14 protein-coding genes are annotated in these 16,402 nt (G+C 73.9%); 11 read left to right on the top strand and 3 right to left on the bottom strand.

The window, feature by feature from the left end; translation table 11 throughout:
- Together EDD28_RS15930 and EDD28_RS15925 are read right to left on the bottom strand one after the other, a co-directional pair.
- On the bottom strand, positions 1-2,862 hold the full coding sequence (locus tag EDD28_RS15930) for a helicase-related protein (RefSeq protein ID WP_245968123.1): 2,862 nt from the start codon (positions 2,860-2,862) through the stop codon (positions 1-3).
- Positions 2,863-2,986: 124 nt separating this feature from the next.
- The gene (locus tag EDD28_RS15925) at positions 2,987-3,970 is read right to left on the bottom strand and encodes a quinone oxidoreductase family protein (RefSeq protein ID WP_123740697.1); all 984 of its coding nucleotides are present in this window, start codon (positions 3,968-3,970) and stop codon (positions 2,987-2,989) included.
- A gap of 74 nt (positions 3,971-4,044) precedes the next feature.
- Between EDD28_RS15925 and argC the strand changes: the two genes are divergently transcribed.
- The 11 genes from argC to tyrS all read left to right on the top strand — a co-directional run bounded on the left by argC (position 4,045) and on the right by tyrS (position 15,259).
- Positions 4,045-5,139 (top strand): N-acetyl-gamma-glutamyl-phosphate reductase, encoded by a 1,095-nt coding sequence (gene argC, locus EDD28_RS15920; protein WP_123740696.1) that lies wholly within the window; start codon positions 4,045-4,047, stop codon positions 5,137-5,139.
- A gap of 28 nt (positions 5,140-5,167) precedes the next feature.
- Positions 5,168-6,367, top strand: coding sequence for a bifunctional glutamate N-acetyltransferase/amino-acid acetyltransferase ArgJ (argJ, locus tag EDD28_RS15915; protein ID WP_123740695.1), 1,200 nt, complete (start codon positions 5,168-5,170; stop codon positions 6,365-6,367).
- The gene (gene argB, locus EDD28_RS15910) at positions 6,364-7,377 is read left to right on the top strand and encodes an acetylglutamate kinase (protein WP_123740694.1); all 1,014 of its coding nucleotides are present in this window, start codon (positions 6,364-6,366) and stop codon (positions 7,375-7,377) included. The genes argJ and argB overlap by 4 nt, the downstream gene beginning before the upstream one ends.
- Positions 7,374-8,654 carry an acetylornithine transaminase gene (locus tag EDD28_RS15905; protein WP_123740693.1) on the top strand — a complete coding sequence of 427 codons (1,281 nt, stop codon included), beginning with the start codon at positions 7,374-7,376 and terminating at the stop codon, positions 8,652-8,654. The genes argB and EDD28_RS15905 overlap by 4 nt, the downstream gene beginning before the upstream one ends.
- Positions 8,651-9,637 (top strand): ornithine carbamoyltransferase, encoded by a 987-nt coding sequence (gene argF, locus EDD28_RS15900; RefSeq protein WP_123740692.1) that lies wholly within the window; start codon positions 8,651-8,653, stop codon positions 9,635-9,637. Before EDD28_RS15905 ends, argF begins: the two co-directional genes overlap by 4 nt.
- Positions 9,638-9,639: 2 nt before the next feature.
- Positions 9,640-10,191, top strand: a complete 552-nt coding sequence (locus EDD28_RS15895; RefSeq protein ID WP_123740691.1) for an arginine repressor — start codon at positions 9,640-9,642, stop codon at positions 10,189-10,191.
- Between the two features lie 8 nt (positions 10,192-10,199).
- The gene (argH, locus tag EDD28_RS15890) at positions 10,200-11,708 is read left to right on the top strand and encodes an argininosuccinate lyase (protein WP_123740978.1); all 1,509 of its coding nucleotides are present in this window, start codon (positions 10,200-10,202) and stop codon (positions 11,706-11,708) included.
- The gene (locus tag EDD28_RS15885; RefSeq protein ID WP_245968122.1) at positions 11,705-12,361 is read left to right on the top strand and encodes a uridine kinase family protein; all 657 of its coding nucleotides are present in this window, start codon (positions 11,705-11,707) and stop codon (positions 12,359-12,361) included. Before argH ends, EDD28_RS15885 begins: the two co-directional genes overlap by 4 nt.
- 4 nt (positions 12,362-12,365) lie before the next feature.
- Positions 12,366-13,145, top strand: coding sequence for a class I SAM-dependent methyltransferase (locus EDD28_RS15880; RefSeq protein ID WP_123740690.1), 780 nt, complete (start codon positions 12,366-12,368; stop codon positions 13,143-13,145).
- An 85-nt stretch (positions 13,146-13,230) separates the two neighbouring features.
- The gene (locus EDD28_RS15875; RefSeq protein WP_123740689.1) at positions 13,231-13,875 is read left to right on the top strand and encodes a DNA-3-methyladenine glycosylase; all 645 of its coding nucleotides are present in this window, start codon (positions 13,231-13,233) and stop codon (positions 13,873-13,875) included.
- Positions 13,876-13,942: 67 nt separating this feature from the next.
- Positions 13,943-15,259 (top strand): tyrosine--tRNA ligase, encoded by a 1,317-nt coding sequence (tyrS, locus tag EDD28_RS15870; protein WP_123740688.1) that lies wholly within the window; start codon positions 13,943-13,945, stop codon positions 15,257-15,259.
- A gap of 167 nt (positions 15,260-15,426) precedes the next feature.
- On the opposite strand, the gene EDD28_RS15865 is transcribed toward tyrS, so the two are convergent.
- On the bottom strand, positions 15,427-16,161 hold the full coding sequence (locus EDD28_RS15865; RefSeq protein ID WP_123740687.1) for a hypothetical protein: 735 nt from the start codon (positions 16,159-16,161) through the stop codon (positions 15,427-15,429).
- Positions 16,162-16,402: the final 241 nt, after the last annotated feature.

The raw sequence follows: 16,402 nt of genomic DNA, 5'->3' as shown, positions 1-16,402 counted from the left end.
TCAGGACTCCTCGGGGACGACGACCAGCAGAGGTCGGATCAGGGTGCGGTCCGGCAGCATCGAGTCGGCAAGGCGACGTTCCTGCTCGATCACGCCGCGTCGTTCCCGCAGAGCTGTGAAGAGCGTGCGACCCTCGGCCTGCTTCTCCCAGTCGTGCACGCGCTGCTGCCACCGGTTGACACGCTCACTCGTCTGGGCGCGGATGGCGTTGACCTGGACATCGACTGCCGCCGCAGCCGCATCGACGGCGGTCGAGATGTAGCGATCCAGTTCGTCTCCGACGAGAGTTCCGCGGTTGACGGCGGAGACGCCGAGCGAGGCGATGGCAGCCTGGGCCGAGGTATGTGCGGTGACAGCGCCGAACCCCGGCCCACCTGAGAAACCAACGGTCAGATAGCTCCCGGCCACCACCTGGCCTCGTTTGTTGGTGAGCGTGCCCTGCAGGAGTACCGTGATCTCCTCGACGGCGCCGGTGACGGCGAACACCTGGCCTCTGCTCAGCGCCGCCAGTGCTCGGTCCGCCGCCCACTCCAGGACGGGGTGGAGGGGCGCGAGGTAGTGCGCCTCCGGCCATGAGGTAGAGGCGGTGTCGCCCCGTGCCTCCCTGGCGGCCGCGATCTCGCTGGAGCCCTTGTCGCTCGTCGTGGCGAGCATGAGCCGTTCGGTGACTCGCCGTGATCTCAGGTAGCTCTCCGGAAGCACGCGCAGGCGCTGCTTCAGGTCGCGCGGAGGTTCCAGACTGGCAAGTGAGTGGCGCGTGTGCTCGGTCCAGGCAACGCCACCGGCCGCCGAGGAGTTGCTCGGTGTGCCGTGGTACGCGTGCATCAACGCGTCTCTCAGGAAGTCGAGGTCGTGGGCGTAGAGCCCGGACGTCGCTCCGGCCCCGGTGTCGTTCGTGGTCGGGGCGGTCGACTGTTCGGACTGCGTCCCCAGCGCGAGAAGTCTGGCGAGCAGACCGTTCGGGGACGCATCGCTGGTGACCTGCTCGACCGTGCGAACCACGGCGTCGAACTGCCGCGCTCCTCGAACGACGTCGAGCACAGCATCCTCCTCGGCGCGCACTGAGTAAGTGCCCATGAGCGAGGCGGAGTCCCCGAGCGCCCGGTGTGCCTCGTGCTCCCGCTCGACCAACCGGGTTAGCACCCGGAAGTCGCCGGCGAACCGTTCGCTGGTGGGCTTCAGAAGCAGCGTGGTGATCTGCGGTTGACGACGTTGGCCGTACCGGTCGATTCGGCCGTTGCGCTGCTCGATCCTGATCAGTGACCACGGGATGTCGAAGTGGATGAGGTGGTGACACTGGGCGTGGAGGTTGACGCCCTCGGACGCGACATCGCCGGTGACGAGCACTCGGATCGGTGAGGCCGCGAGCTTGAAGGACTCGACGATCTCCTGCTGCTCCACGTCGGACAGTCCTCCGTGCAGCACAGCCACCGCTTCGGCGGGAAGTGTCAGATCCCGCCGTAGCTTTTCCTGCAGCCACAGCAGCGTTGGCACGCGCTCGGCGAACACCACCGCGCGCGCCTCCGACGACGGGGACACCCCGATCTCACGCAGACGGTCGAGGAGCGCACCGTACTTGGCGCTGGGTTCGGCGAGTGCGCGACGATTGAGGATGCCCAGGTGCTCCAGAGCCGTGCGCTCCGGTACCGATGCCGGTGTCTGCGGCAGTCGCCCGAGCCGCTCGGCGATGGTGGCCTCCAGTGCCCTCGGCGAGGAAAGGAACGCCTTGGCGAGTGTCCAGGGGAACAGACGGTTCGCGGTCGGCGGCTCGCCCTCCGGCCAGAGCCACGTGCTCTCGAGCTCCGCGGCGATCTCGTTCTCGATCGGGGAGGCCGGAACCTCGCGGTTGTCAGGGGGGAGGCGCTCGGCCCAGTCGGCGCCGACGGCGCTGGCGACCTCAGGGGAGTGGCGGTGACGCCGGATCACGAGACGCTTCACCAGCTCCTCGTTCAGGGTGCCGTCGGGGAGCACGGCACTGGGTTCCAGCATCCGCACCAGCTCGGCGAACGACTCGGCCCTGCCGTTGTGCGGGGTGGCGCTGGCGAGGATGAGGGCGTCCGTCCGCTGGGAGAGCAGCTCAGCGAGGCGGTTGTTCTTGGTGCTCGAGTTGGTCACGTTGTGGGACTCGTCGATCACCACGGCGTCCCAGGACTGGTGGCGCAGGTGCGGGATGTACTGATCGGACTTCAGGGTGTCGATCGAGATGATGACGCGCTTGTAGAACGTGAAGGGATTGCGCCCCGCCGGGAGCTGCTGCCGGATGCGCTGGATCCCCACCGAGTCGAGTCGGACGAAGGGAAGGGCGAACCGTGTCCACAGCTCGAACTGCGTCTGCTCCAGCACATGCTTGGGAGTGACCACGAGGATGCGCTCCCCGCGTCCCCGGCGGACGAGCTCCGAGAGGATCATGCCGATCTCGACCGTCTTGCCGAGCCCGACGGCGTCGGCGAGCAGAATCCGTGGACGCAGGTTCTCCGGGTCGAGCGCCTGATGCACGGCCGAGCGCTGGAACGGCAGGACGGTGGCGAGCGCACCTGTCGATGCCGTCAGGTGCGGATGGGCCACTGGTACCGGCGTCCGGCGGATCATCGACTCGAGCCAGAGCCGGCTGGTTCGGAAGCCGGGAGAGGGGTCGGGGCGGACGGCGGTCCTGCGCGGATCAACCGGTTCGATGTGGTCGATCGCCGTGGAGAAGATCGCCTCGGTGTCGCGGGTGATGCCGCTGATACCGCGCACGGCAAGGTGTACCTCGTGCTCGGACACCTGCTCGACGTTCTGGACGAGCCAGTCCTCGTCGCGCACGACGACCGTGCTCCCGGGGGCGAACGTAGGACGCGAAGCGGGGACGGCGGTGTCGGTCACGGCGAATCTGGCTCCATCGGTGGGGAGAGTCGTATGGAGTCTAGGCATCGTCGATCTTTCGATCACGCGCACAACGGACTCGGCCATCGTCGAGCCACGCGAATGCCGACGGTGATCGTCGGCCTCAGACCTCGAGCAGCACCTTGCCCGTCGTCTCCCGCCCCTCCAGCGCCCGGTGGGCCGCCGCGGCCTCGGCGAGCGGGAAGCGCGCCCCGATCCGGACGTCCAGCGTCCCGTCCTCGACCCGGCGGAACAGGTCGTCTGCCCGGTCGACGAGCTCCTCGCGCGTGGCGACGTAGTCGGCCAGCGTCGGGCGGGTGACGTAGAGCGAGCCGCCCGAGTTCAGCCGCTGCAGGTCGAACGGCGGAACCTGGCCGCTCGCGCCGCCGAACAGCACGAGCATCCCGCGGCGGCGCAGCGAGGCGAGCGACGCGTCGAACGTCGACCGGCCTACCCCGTCGTAGACGACGCTCACGCCGTCGCCGCCGGTCGCCTCCCGCACGAGCGCCGGGAGCTGTGTCGCGAGGTCGTCCAGCTCGTCGTACCGGATGACGTGCTCGGCCCCCGCCGCCCGGGACAGCTCGGCCTTCTCGGGCGTCGAGACGGTCGAGACGACGCGTCCGCCGCGTGCGACGACGAGCTGGGTCAGCAGCAGGCCGACACCGCCGGCGCCGGCGTGCACGAGCGCGACGTCACCCGGCTGCACCGGGTAGGTCGAGCACGCGAGGTAGTGCGCCGTCATCCCCTGGAGCGGCAGCGCCGCCGCGACGTCGAGCGGCACGTCGGCGGGCACGGGCAGCGTCCTGGCCGCGGGCACGACGACCAGCTCGGCGTAGGAGCCGGGCGCGTCGGACCACGCGACGTGGTCGCCGACCTCGACGTCGCTCGCGTCGTCACCGATCCGCTCGACGACACCGGCCCCCTCGGAGCCGACGACGTGCGGGAACGGCATCGGGTAGACCCCGCCGCGGCGGTAGGTGTCGATGAAGTTGACCCCGGCCGCCGCCACCCGGACGAGCACCTCGCCGGGCCCCGGGACCGGGTCCGGCAGCTCGACCAGCTCGAGGACGTCGGGACCGCCTGCCGTGGTTGCCTGGATCGCGCGCATGCCTCGAACCTACCCGCGGAGCCGGCCGCCGTCCGGTGGTTCACGCGTCCGCCCGGTCAGCACTATGTATAGTTATGCGGGTGACTGTATCCGTTGCCATCGCCGGCGCGAGCGGCTACGCGGGCGGCGAGCTCGCTCGCCTCGCGCTCGACCACCCCGGGCTGACGCTCGGCGCCCTCACGGCGCACTCGAACGCCGGGGAGCCGGTCGCCGCCCAGCAGCCGCACCTCGCGGCCCACCCGGCGATCGCCGGCCGCGTCTTCGCCCCGACGACGCCCGAGGCGCTCGCGGGTCACGACGTCGTGTTCCTCGCGCTCCCGCACGGGGCCTCGGGCGAGGTCGCCGCCGCGCTCCAGGCCGTCGACCCGGACGTCCTCGTCATCGACGTCGGAGCCGACCACCGGCTCGTCGACCCCGACGACTGGCGGCACTACTACGGCAGTGAGCACGCCGGCACCTGGACCTACGGCATGCCGGAGCTGCTGCACGCGGGGGAGTCCTCGGCCTCGGCCCAGCGCGCCGCGCTGGCCGCGACCCGTCGCGTCGCCGTCCCCGGCTGCAACGTCACCGCCGTCACGCTCGCCCTCCAGCCGGGCGTCGCCGCCGGGCTCGTCGACCCGGGCGACGTCGTGGCCGTGCTCGCCGTCGGCTACTCCGGCGCGGGCAAGACGGCCAAGACCCACCTGCTCGCGAGCGAGGCGGCCGGCGCGGCGGTTCCCTACGGCGTCGGCGGCGGGCACCGGCACAACCCGGAGATCGTGCAGAACCTGCGCGTCGCCGGCGCGGGGCGGGACGGGCTGGCGGACGTCCGGCTCAGCTTCACCCCCGTCCTCGTCCCCATGTCGCGCGGCATCCTCGCCACGGTGACGGCCCCGATCCGGCCGGGCGTCACCGAGGCGGACCTGCGGGCCGCCTGGGGTGCCGCGTACGACGACGAGGCCTTCGTCCACGTCCTCCCCGCCGGCGCGCAGCCGACGTCCGCGAGCACCCTCGGCGCCAACACCGCGATCATGGCGGTCGAGGTGGACGAGCGCGCCGGCCGTGTCGTCGTCACCTGCGCCATCGACAACCTCGTCAAGGGGACGGCCGGCGCCGCCGTGCAGTCCCTCAACCTCGCCCTCGGGCTCCCCGAGACCGCCGGCCTGCCGGTCACCGGAGTCGCCCCGTGAGCACGTCGAGCCCCGTGAGGAGCACCGCATGACCGTCACCACCCCCGCCGGCTTCCGCGCCGCCGGCGTCACGGCCGGCCTGAAGCCGTCCGGCCGCAGCGACCTCGCGCTCGTGGTCAACGACGGCCCGCTGGCCGTCGCGGCCGGCGTCTTCACGACCAACCGTGTCGTCGCGGCACCGGTCGTCTGGTCGCGCACGGCCGTGGCCGACGGTGTGGCCCGCGCGGTCGTCCTCAACTCCGGCGGCGCCAACGCGTGCACGGGTCCCGAGGGCTTCGCCGACACCCACCGCACCGCCGAGCACCTCGCCGCCGCGCTCGGGATCGACTCGCAGGACGTGCTCGTCTGCTCGACCGGGCTCATCGGTGAGCGCCTGCCGATGGAGAAGCTCCTCGCGGGCATCGACGCCGCGGTCGCGGCCGTCGCCGACCGCTCGACGGACGGCGGCGACGCGGCGGCCGCCGCCATCATGACGACCGACACCGTCGCCAAGACCGTCCACGTCCCCGGCCCCGACGCCAGCGACGACGCCACCGGTCCCGCCTGGAGCGTCGGCGGCATGGCCAAGGGCGCCGGCATGCTCGCGCCCGGCCTCGCCACCATGCTGGTCGTCCTCACGACGGACGCCGTCGTCGACGCCGAGCGCGCCGACGCCGCCCTGCGCGGCGCCACCCGGCGCACGTTCGACCGAGTCGACTCCGACGGCTGCATGTCGACGAACGACACCGTCCTGCTCCTCGCCTCGGGTGCGAGCGGCGTCACCCCCGGTGCCGGCGAGCTCGAGGCCGCGCTCGAGCTGGCCTGCGCCAAGCTGGCCCGCGCGCTCGTCGCGGATGCCGAGGGCGCGAGCCACGACATCGCGGTCACCGTGCGCAACGCCAGCAGCGAGGACGCCGCGGTCGCGGTCGCGCGCGCCGTCACCCGGTCGAACCTGTTCAAGGCCGCGATCTTCGGCAACGACCCGAACTGGGGCCGCGTCCTCGCCGCCGCCGGCACGGTGCCCGAGAGCGTCGCGCCGTACGACCCGCTGACGCTCGACGTCAGCATCAACGGCGTCCAGGTCTGCCGCGCCGGCGGCGTCGGCGAGGACCGCACGCTCGTCGACCTGGCCGGTGCGCGCGAGGTGCGCGTCGAGCTCGACCTGCACGCCGGCGACGCCGAGGCGACCGTCTGGACCAACGACCTCACCCACGACTACGTCCACGAGAACAGCGCGTACTCCACATGAGCGAACCGACCCACGACCCCATCGACACGCTTGGGCTCGACACCGCGCGCGACCTGCGCGCCTTCCAGAAGGCCGAGGTCCTCATCCAGGCCCTGCCGTGGCTGGAGAAGTTCGCCGGCGCGATCGTCGTCATCAAGTTCGGCGGCAACGCGATGGTCGACCCCGACCTGGAGCGCGCCTTCGCCGACGACGTCGTGTTCCTGCGTCGCGTCGGGCTTCGACCGGTCGTCGTCCACGGCGGTGGCCCGCAGATCAGCGAGATGCTGAGCCGGCTCGGCATCGCGTCCGAGTTCCGCGGAGGCCTGCGCGTCACGACGCCCGAGGCGATGGACGTCGTCCGGATGGTGCTGACCGGCCAGGTGCAGCGCCGCCTCGTCACGATGCTCAACGAGCGCGGCCCCTACGCGGTCGGCCTGTCCGGCGAGGACGGCGGCCTGTTCCTCGGCACGCCGCGCGGCACGGTCGTGGACGGCGTCGAGGTCGACCTCGGCCAGGTCGGGGACGTCACGTCGGTCGATCCCGCCGCCGTCCAGGACCTGCTCGACGCCGGCCGCGTCCCCGTCGTCTCGACGATCGCGGTCGACGCCGCCGACCCGAGCCAGGTGCTCAACGTCAACGCGGACACCGCGGCCGCAGCCCTGGCCGTCGCGCTCGGCGCGACGAAGCTCGTCGTGCTCACCGACGTCGAGGGGCTCTACGCGAGCTGGCCGGACCGGTCATCACTCGTGCGCCGGCTCGGCGAGGTCCAGCTCGCCGACCTGCTGCCGGGCCTGCAGTCCGGCATGGTCCCGAAGATGGAGGCGTGCCTGCGCGCCGTCCAGGGCGGCGTGCCGCAGGCGCACGTCATCGACGGACGCAGCCCGCACGCCCTGCTGCTGGAGATCTTCACCTCCGACGGTGTGGGCACGATGGTGCTGCCCGGCTCGCGCGAGCCGGAGTTCGACGCCGGGGGCGGGCGGCACGCCGCGCCCGTCGTTGGCGGCGCGGGAGCTGCGGGAGGGAACGCATGACCACCATGACGACGACGCAGGGCGCCACGGGCCTCGAGCTCGCCGAGCGGTACTCGGGCGCCCTGATGAACACGTTCGGCGCACCCCAGCGCGTGCTGGTGCGTGGCGAGGGCGCGTACGTGTGGGACGCGGACGGCAACCGCTACCTCGATCTCCTCGCGGGGATCGCGGTCAACGCGCTCGGTCACGCCCACCCGACGCTGGTCTCGGCCATCGCGGCGCAGCTCGGCACGCTCGGCCACGTCTCGAACTTCTTCGCGACGCCGACGCAGGTCGCGCTCGCGGAGCTGCTGCTCGAGCTGTCCGTCGTCGAGGGGGCCCAGCCGCCCGCTGGGACGCGCGTGTTCTTCACCAACTCCGGCACCGAGGCCAACGAGGCCGCGCTCAAGATGGCCCGGCTGCACGGCCGTGCCACGGGCGCGACGCGGGTGCTCGCGCTCGAGCACTCCTTCCACGGCCGCACGATGGGGGCGCTCTCGCTCACCTCGAAGGCCGCCTACCGCGAACCGTTCGAGCCGCTTCCCGGCGGGGTGGAGTTCATCCCCGCCGGCGACGTCGAGGCGCTCCGGACGGCGCTGGAGGCCGGGGGCGTGGCCGCGCTGTTCGCCGAGCCGGTGCAGGGCGAGGCCGGCGTCCGGCCGCTCCCGCCCGGCTACCTCGCCGCGGCGCGCGAGCTGACGCGGCAGCACGGGGCGCTCCTCGTGCTCGACGAGGTCCAGACCGGCATCGGACGCTGCGGCGCGTGGCTCGCGCACCAGCTCCCGCAGCTCGGCGGCGGGATCGTCCCCGACGTCGTCACCCTCGCCAAGGGCCTCGGCGGCGGCTTCCCGATCGGCGCGGTGATCGGCTACGGCGAGGCCGGTGCGCTGTTCGGCCCCGGCAACCACGGCACGACCTTCGGCGGCAACCCCGTGGCAGCCGCGGCCGCGCTGGCGACGCTCCACGTCATCGAGCGGGACGGCCTGCTCGCGCACGTCGCGCGGCTCGGCGAGTCCTGGCGGGCCGCGCTGGCCGCGGTGCCCGGGGTGGCCGAGGCCCGCGGCGAGGGGCTGCTCGTCGCGGTCGAGCTGACCGAGCCGGTGGCGGCCGACGTCCAGCGTCGCGCGCTGGACGCGGGCTTCGTCGTCAACGCCCCCACGCCCACCTCGCTGCGGCTCGCGCCGCCGCTCGTCCTCACGGCGGAGCAGGCCGAGAGCTTCACGGCGGCCCTGCCCGGTTTCGTCGACGCAGCAGTCCGGGCGGCGTCGGCCGCCCCCTCCCGGGAGACCCCAGCATGAGCACACCGACCACGACCAGCCCGGCGCCGCGCGTCCGCTCCTTCCTCGCCGACGACGACCTGACGAGTGCCGAGCAGCGCGAGGTCCTCGAGCTCGCCGCGGCGCTGAAGGCCGACCGGCACGCGGAGCAGCCGTTCGCCGGCCCGCGATCCGTCGCGATCATCTTCGACAAGCCGACGCTGCGCACCCAGGTCTCGTTCACGACCGGCGTCGCCGAGCTCGGCGGCTACCCGCTCATGGTGGACGGCAACCTGGCGAAGATCGGGACGCGCGAGTCCGTCGCCGACGTCGCCCGCGTCCTCGGCCGCCAGGTCGCCGCCATCATCTGGCGGACCTTCCACCAGAGCGACCTCGAGGGCATGGCGGCGTGGTCCGGCGTCCCGGTGGTCAACGCGCTCACCGACGACTACCACCCGTGCCAGGTGCTCGCCGACCTGCTGACGATCGCGGAGCACGCGGGCGGGTTCTCCGCGAGCGGGCCGGCGCTCGCGGGCCGGACGCTCGCCTACGTCGGCGACGGCTCGAACAACATGGCGCACTCCTACCTGCTCGGCGCCGCGCTGGCCGGGATGGACGTCCACGTCGGCTGCCCGCCGCAGTTCGGGCCGCGCGCCGACGTCCTCGCCCGCGCGCAGGCGATCGCGGCCGAGACGGGCGCGCACGTGAGCGTGCACGACGACCCGCGGCTCGCGGTCGTCGGGGCGGACGCGGTCGCGACCGACACCTGGGTGTCGATGGGCCAGGAGGGCGACGCCGACAAGCGCGAGGAGGTCTTCGTCCCGTACCAGCTCGACGCCGAGCTGCTGGACCTCGCCGACCCGTCGGCCGTCGTCCTGCACTGCCTGCCCGCCTACCGCGGCAAGGAGATCACCTCCGAGGTGCTCGACGGGCCGCGCGCCGTCGTCTGGGACCAGGCCGAGAACCGGCTGCACGCCCAGAAGGCCATCCTCACGTTCCTCGCCCGCGCCGGCGAACGGACCTAGCGGTGAACGGGGTCCCGGCGACGAAGGCCGCCCGGCACGCGCTCATCGCGACCGCGATCAGCCGCGGCACGATCCGCTCGCAGGGCGAGCTGTCGGAGGTGCTCGCCGCCGACGGTGTCAACGTGACGCAGGCGACGCTGTCCCGCGACCTCATGGAGCTGCGCGCCCTCAAGGTCCACACGACCGAGGGCCTCGTCTACACGCTGCCGCCCGAGGGCGGTGGCTACCACGCCCATCGGCAGGTCGAGCAGCCGACCATGCTCGCGCGGCGGCTCGAGCGGCTGGCGGCCGAGCTGCTCCTGTCGGCCGAGTCGAGCGGCAACCTCGCCGTCCTGCGCACCCCGCCCGGGGCCGCCCACTTCTTCGCCTCCGCGATCGACCAGTCGATCCTGCCCGGCGTCCTCGGCACGATCGCCGGCGACGACACGGTCCTCGTCATCTCGCGCGACGTCGACGGGGCCGGCGGCGTCGTCGAGCAGCTCCTCGAGCTCGCCTCGCGCGGCGAGACGTGGGGCGAGACCGAACCACCCCACCCCGAGGAGAACCCAGCGTGACTTCCCAGATCGACGGCACCGGCGCGCCCGACGGCGCCAGCGGCGGCGGCACGACGAACACCGGCGCCCTGTGGGGCGGCCGGTTCGCCTCGGGGCCGTCACCGGCGCTGCGCGAGCTCTCGCGCTCGACGCAGTTCGACTGGGCGCTGGCCGAGCTCGACCTCGCCGGCTCGCGGGCCCACGCCCGGGCGCTGCACCGGGCCGGCCTGCTCTCCGACGCCGACCTGACGACGCTCGTCGACGCCCTGGCCGGGATGGCCTCCGACGTCGCGGCCGGCACGCTCCTGCCCGACCCGGGTGACGAGGACGTCCACGGCGCCCTCGAGCGCATCCTCATCGAGCGAGTGGGGCCGGAGGTCGGCGGCCGGCTGCGGGCCGGGCGCTCGCGCAACGACCAGATCGCCACGCTGGTCCGGCTCTACCTGCGCCGGCACGCGCGCGCCGTCGCCGGGGGCGTGCTCGACGTCGTCGACGCCCTCGTCGACCAGGCCGCGGCGCACGGCGACGCCCCCATGCCGGGGCGCACCCACCTCCAGCACGCTCAGCCCGTGCTGCTCGCCCACCAGCTCCTTGCGCACGCCTGGCCGCTCCTGCGCGACGTCGACCGCCTGCGCGACTGGGACGCGCGGGCCGCGCTCTCGCCCTACGGCTCGGGCGCGCTGGCCGGGTCGTCGCTCGGGCTCGACCCCGCCGCCGTCGCCGCCGACCTCGGCTTCGCCGGGCCCGTCGAGAACTCGATCGACGGGACGGCCTCGCGCGACGTGGTGGCCGAGTGGTCGTTCGTCGCGGCGCTGATCGGCGTCAACCTCTCGCGGCTGTCGGAGGAGGTCATCCTCTGGGCGACCAGGGAGTTCGGGTTCGTCACGCTGCACGACGGGTACTCGACGGGGTCGAGCATCATGCCGCAGAAGAAGAACCCGGACATCGCGGAGCTCGCGCGCGGCAAGGCCGGTCGGCTCATCGGCGACCTCACGGGTCTGCTCGCGACGCTCAAGGGCCTCCCGCTCGCGTACAACCGCGACCTGCAGGAGGACAAGGAGCCGGTCTTCGACGCCGCGACGCAGCTCGAGGTGCTGCTGCCCGCCGTCGCGGGGATGGTCGCGACGCTCACCTTCCACACCGACCGGCTGGCGGCGCTCGCGCCGGAGGGCTATTCGCTCGCCACCGACATCGCGGAGTGGCTCGTGCGCGCGGGCGTGCCGTTCCGCGAGGCGCACGAGCTTGCCGGTGCCTGCGTGCGGGCGTGCGAGGCGCACGAGCCGGCGATCGGGCTCGACGAGCTGACCGACGCCGAGCTGGCCGCCATCTCACCGCACCTCACGCCGGCCGTGCGCGAGGTGCTCACGGTCGCCGGCTCGATCGCCTCCCGCGACGGCGCCGGGGGCACCGCGCCCGTCCGCGTCGCGGAGCAGCTCGCCGCCGCGCGCGAGCGCGCGGAGCTGCTGCGCGCCTGGGCCGTCGCCGACGTCGGCGCGGGCGTCGGCGCGGGCGTCGGTGCGGGACCCGACCCGGCGTGAGCGCTCCGGACGCCGGGGACCGCGCCGTCGTCGCCGACCTGCTCGACCGCGCTCTCGCCGGCCGCGTGCTCGCGCCCCGGGGCGACGGCGACGCCGCCGGGACCGGCGACACCCGGCTCGTCTGCGTCGACGGTCTCGCGGGAGCCGGCAAGACGACGCTGGCGAGGCGGATCGCCGAGGAGGCGGCGCGACGCGGGCTCGGCGCCACCGTCGTGCACGTCGACGATCTCCTCGCCGGGTGGGGCGGCCTCCTCGACGTCGGCGCGACGCTCGCGCGTGACGTCGTCGCGCCCCTGCGGGCCGGCCGGCCGGGGCGGTACCGGCGCTACGACTGGCTCGCCGGCGCGTTCGAGGACGCGGTCACGACCGTCCTGCCCAGCGACGTCGTCGTCCTCGAGGGCTGCGGCAGCGCGCCTCCGGAGGTCGGTGAGCTGGCCGCGCTGGTGATCTACGTCGAGGCGCCCGACGACCTGCGGCTCGCGCGAGGCCTGGCGCGCGACGGCGAGGAGGCGCGCGCTCACTGGCTCGGGTGGATGGCGGACGAGCTGCGCCTCGCGGAGCGCGACCGGACGCGGGAGCGCGCCGACGTCGTCGTCGACACGACCGCGCCCGGGACGACGTCTCGTCCCGACGACGGCGCCTCCCCGGGGTGACGCGGTGACCGACTACGACCCGCGCCTCGTGGCGCTCTACGACGAGGACAACCCCGCCGGTGAGGACCACGACTTCTACCGCGCCCTCGCGCGGCGGATCGGCGCGCGGCACGTGGTCGACCTCGGCTGCGGGACCGGGCTGCTCACCGTCGCGCTCGCCGCGGACGACCACGACCGCCGCGTCGTCGGTATCGATCCGTCCCGGGCGATGCTCGGGGCGGCGCGCGCGAGGGACGGCGCGGACGCCGTCACCTGGATCGAGGGGGACAGCGGCGTCCTGCGCCGTGACCGGGCCGGTGGCGACCGCGCGGGTGGCGACCGCGCCGGTGGTGACCCGGTCGACCTGGCCGTGATGACCGGCAACGTCGCCCAGCACATCCTCGATCCTGCGTGGGAGCTGACGCTCCTCGACCTGCGCCGCGCGATGGCGGACGGCGGCGTCGTGGCGTTCGAGTCGCGCAACCCGGCGCGGCGCGCGTGGGAGGAGTGGGCGACGTGGCCGATCACGACGCGCGCGACGCCCAGCGGACGGCTCCGCGAGGGTCTCGACGTGACGGATCTGGGCGGCGGGCTCGTCCGGCTCGTCTGGCGGAACGAGCTCCTCGACCTCGGCGAGACGCTCACGCGGGAGGAGACGCTCGTCTTTCGCGACCGCGCGACCATCGAGCGGCAGCTCGCCCGCGCGGGGTTCGGTGCCGTGCGGATCGACGGCGACTGGGCCGGGACCGCGTTCACGGGGGACGAGCGCCTCATGGTGGTGACCGCCACGGCGGGACGCGACTGACCAGGCGCGACGGACGGTGCGCCGCGGTGTCGGGGCGGGCGAGGCGGGGAGGCCCGCCGCGTGCCCGTGTGGGAGGATCGGGGGCGTGCCCAACCTCTCGCTCGACGTCACTCCGCTGCCGGCGGAGTGGTTCGCGCGCGACGTCAACGAGGTGGCGCGCGACCTGCTCGGCGCCGAGCTGAGCGCGACGACGGCCGAGGGAACGGTGACCGTACGCCTCACCGAGGTCGAGGCCTACGGCGGTGCCGAGGACCCCGGCTCGCACGCGCGGCGCGGGCCGACCGCCCGCAACGCCTCGATGTTCGCCTCGGCCGGCCGCGTCTACGTCTACTTCACCTACGGCATGCACTGGTGCGCCAACCTCGTCACGGGTCCCGAGGGCGAGGGGTCGGCCGTGCTGCTCCGCGCCGGCGAGGTGATTGAGGGACTGGAGCTCGCGCGTCGTCGTCGGCCGTCCTCGCGGTCCGACCGCGACCTCGCGAGCGGCCCCGCGCGACTGGCCAAGGCGCTCGGCCTGACCGGTGAGCACGACGGTCTCGAGATCGGCGGCGCGGCTGCTGCTGGGACCGGGTCGATGGTCGTGGAGCTGCGGGCGGCGCCCGCGGGCGTCACGGCGTGGGAGCGCGGGCCGCGCACCGGCGTGAGCGGTCCGGGCGGATCGGCCGCGGAGTTCCCCTGGCGCTACTGGATCGCCGGGGACCCGACCGTCTCGCGATATCGCGCCGCGTGAGCCCGGCGCCGCGGGACGCGGCGCGCACCAACCCACCTCTTCCGAACGACCCAGCCGAGGATCCACCATGTCCGACATCACCACGGAGACGACCGAGGTCAGCGAGGCCGACGTCCTGCCCGGCGACGACCTCGTCGACGAGCTGCGCTGGCGCGGCCTGCTGCAGCAGCACACCGACATCGACGCGCTGCGCACCGCGCTCGCCGCGGGTCCGGTCACCTACTACTGCGGGTTCGACCCGACGGCCGCGAGCCTGCACCACGGCCACCTCGTCCAGCTCATCCTGCTGCGCCACCTCCAGCTCGCCGGACACCGGCCGATCGCGCTGGTCGGCGGGGCGACCGGGCTCATCGGCGACCCGCGCCAGTCGGGGGAGCGCGTGCTCAACTCCGAGGACGTCGTCGCCGACTGGGCCGAGCGGCTGCGCGCGCAGATCGAGCCGTTCCTCTCGTTCGAGGGGGAGAACGCCGCGCGGATGGTCAACAACCTCGACTGGACGGGCGAGCTGACCGCGATCGACCTCCTGCGCTCGATCGGCAAGCACTTCCGGCTCGGGACGATGCTCGCCAAGGAGACCGTCGCCCGCCGGCTCGCGTCCGACGAGGGCATCTCGTTCACCGAGTTCAGCTACCAGCTCCTCCAGGGCAACGACTTCCGGGAGCTGCGCAACCGGTACGGCGTCACGCTGCAGACGGGTGGCAACGACCAGTGGGGCAACCTGCTGGCCGGCGTCGAGCTCATTCGCAAGGCCGACGGGGCGAGCGTGCACGCGTGGACGACGCCGCTCATCACCAAGGCCGACGGGACCAAGTTCGGCAAGACCGAGGGCGGTGCCGTCTGGCTCGCGCCGGACATGATGACGCCGTACGCCTTCTACCAGTTCTGGGTGAACGCGGCCGACGCCGACGCCGTGCGCTGGCTGCGGACGTTCACGTTCCGCTCGCCGGAGGAGATCGTGGCGATCGGGCGCCAGCACGGCGAGGCGCCGCACCTGCGGCTCGCGCAGCGCACGCTCGCCCAGGACGTCACGACGCTCGTTCACGGCGCCGCCGCGACCGAGGCCGCGATCGCCGCGTCCGCCGCGCTGTTCGGGCGCGGGGAGGTGTCGGAGCTGGGCGCCGACGTGCTCGACGCGGCCGTCGCCGAGCTGCCGTCCACGCCGTACCAGCCCGGCATGACCATCGTCGACGCGCTCGTGGGGACCGGTCTGGTCAAGGGCCGCAACGAGGCTCGGCGGGCCATCGGCGAGGGTGGCGCGTCCCTCAACAACGTCAAGGTCGGCGACGAGGAGCGGGTCATCGAGACCGGCGACCTGCTGCACGGCCGGCACGCGCTCGTGCGCCGGGGCCGGCGGACGCTCGGGGTCGTGACGGCCGAGGGCTGAGCCGGGGCGGGGGAGCGGCGGCACGCAGGTCCCGTTCCGGGTCGGGGTCTCGCTCCGGGGCGGATGCTGGTGACCCGACGAGGCGGTTCCTCGGGCGCGCTCGGCGCGACCCGCGGCGCTGCGCCGGTCGGCTGGCGGTTTGCCCCGGGTCGCGGTCCGTCGCCCCTCTACCCGCCCGGTCGGCCGAGGCGGGCGCGCTCGGTGATGAGGTCCGCCACGGCGTCGGGGTCGTACGCACCGGGGCCGGAGCGCAGCGCCTGGACGTACCGGATGACGCCGAGCTGGTACCGGAGGTCGCCGGCCGCGATGCGGTCGGCGACCTCCGGGTGGCGCGAGAGCGCGAGGTCGATGACCAGGGTGAGCTGCTCCGCCGGGTCGGTGGGGTGCGCGGCGCGGGCCGCGTCGGCGGCGTGGCGCGCCTCCGGTCCGTACGTCCAGTAGTGGCTCCACGGCACCCGGCTCGCCAGGATCTCCGGTGGGGCCGGTGGCGCGGGCCAGAGCTGGAGCACGCAGGTGCCCGGGTACTCCTCGCCGCGCTCGTCCGCGTCCTGCCACGCCTGTCCGTCGGGCACGACGTAGCGCACGCGGTACCAGCCCGGCTCCACGTCGGGAAGCTCCAGCACGCCGCCGCCGGCCCACCCGGTGACGACGATCCTCGGGTCGGCCAGCACGGAGAGCTCCACGGCGCACTCCCAGTCCTCCGGCGGTGGGGGCGACGAGGTGAGGACACCGGTGACGCGCACGGTTGCGGTGTGGACGGGGACCAGGAGGGTGACGTAGGGCGCCTCGCCCATCGTCGTCGCCAGTCCCACGTCGAGTCCGACCGGTGCCGTCCCGTCGTCCCCCGGGTGCAGCTCGATCTGCTGGTAGCTCGCGAACACGTCGCCCTCGACCGTCGTCATCCCGTCACGGTACCGACGGGACCCGTCGAGCTGGGTGTGTGGGGCGGCGCGCGCGGGCTAGCTGCCGGTCGGAGGTACGTCGCGCGGGGCGCGGAGAGCCCGGTGCAGCGGTCGTGGTCCTCGGATCGCGGCGTCGCCGGTGACGACGCGTGGGAGTCGGCAGGACGGGGGCGGGCACCGTGGCGCCCGACGTCCTCGTACTGCCGGCGCGGGGCGTCGTAACGGGCCGGTGCCCGACTAC

The organism is Salana multivorans (genome assembly GCF_003751805.1).
GTDB lineage: Bacteria > Actinomycetota > Actinomycetes > Actinomycetales > Beutenbergiaceae > Salana > Salana multivorans.
The sequence above is the reverse complement of the archived record's forward strand: the minus strand, read 5'-3'. Positions and strand labels throughout refer to the sequence as shown.

What these genes read in the sequence shown, in the direction of transcription:
- EDD28_RS15925 (WP_123740697.1), bottom strand. Translation starts at nt 3,970, where the DNA reads ATGCGCGCGATCCAGGCAACCACGGCAGGCGGTCCCGACGTCCTCGAG.
- argC (WP_123740696.1), top strand. Translation starts at nt 4,045, where the DNA reads ATGCGGGTGACTGTATCCGTTGCCATCGCCGGCGCGAGCGGCTACGCG.
- argJ (WP_123740695.1), top strand. Translation starts at nt 5,168, where the DNA reads ATGACCGTCACCACCCCCGCCGGCTTCCGCGCCGCCGGCGTCACGGCC.
- argB (WP_123740694.1), top strand. Translation starts at nt 6,364, where the DNA reads ATGAGCGAACCGACCCACGACCCCATCGACACGCTTGGGCTCGACACC.
- EDD28_RS15905 (WP_123740693.1), top strand. Translation starts at nt 7,374, where the DNA reads ATGACCACCATGACGACGACGCAGGGCGCCACGGGCCTCGAGCTCGCC.
- argF (WP_123740692.1), top strand. Translation starts at nt 8,651, where the DNA reads ATGAGCACACCGACCACGACCAGCCCGGCGCCGCGCGTCCGCTCCTTC.
- tyrS (WP_123740688.1), top strand. Translation starts at nt 13,943, where the DNA reads ATGTCCGACATCACCACGGAGACGACCGAGGTCAGCGAGGCCGACGTC.
- EDD28_RS15865 (WP_123740687.1), bottom strand. Translation starts at nt 16,161, where the DNA reads ATGACGACGGTCGAGGGCGACGTGTTCGCGAGCTACCAGCAGATCGAG.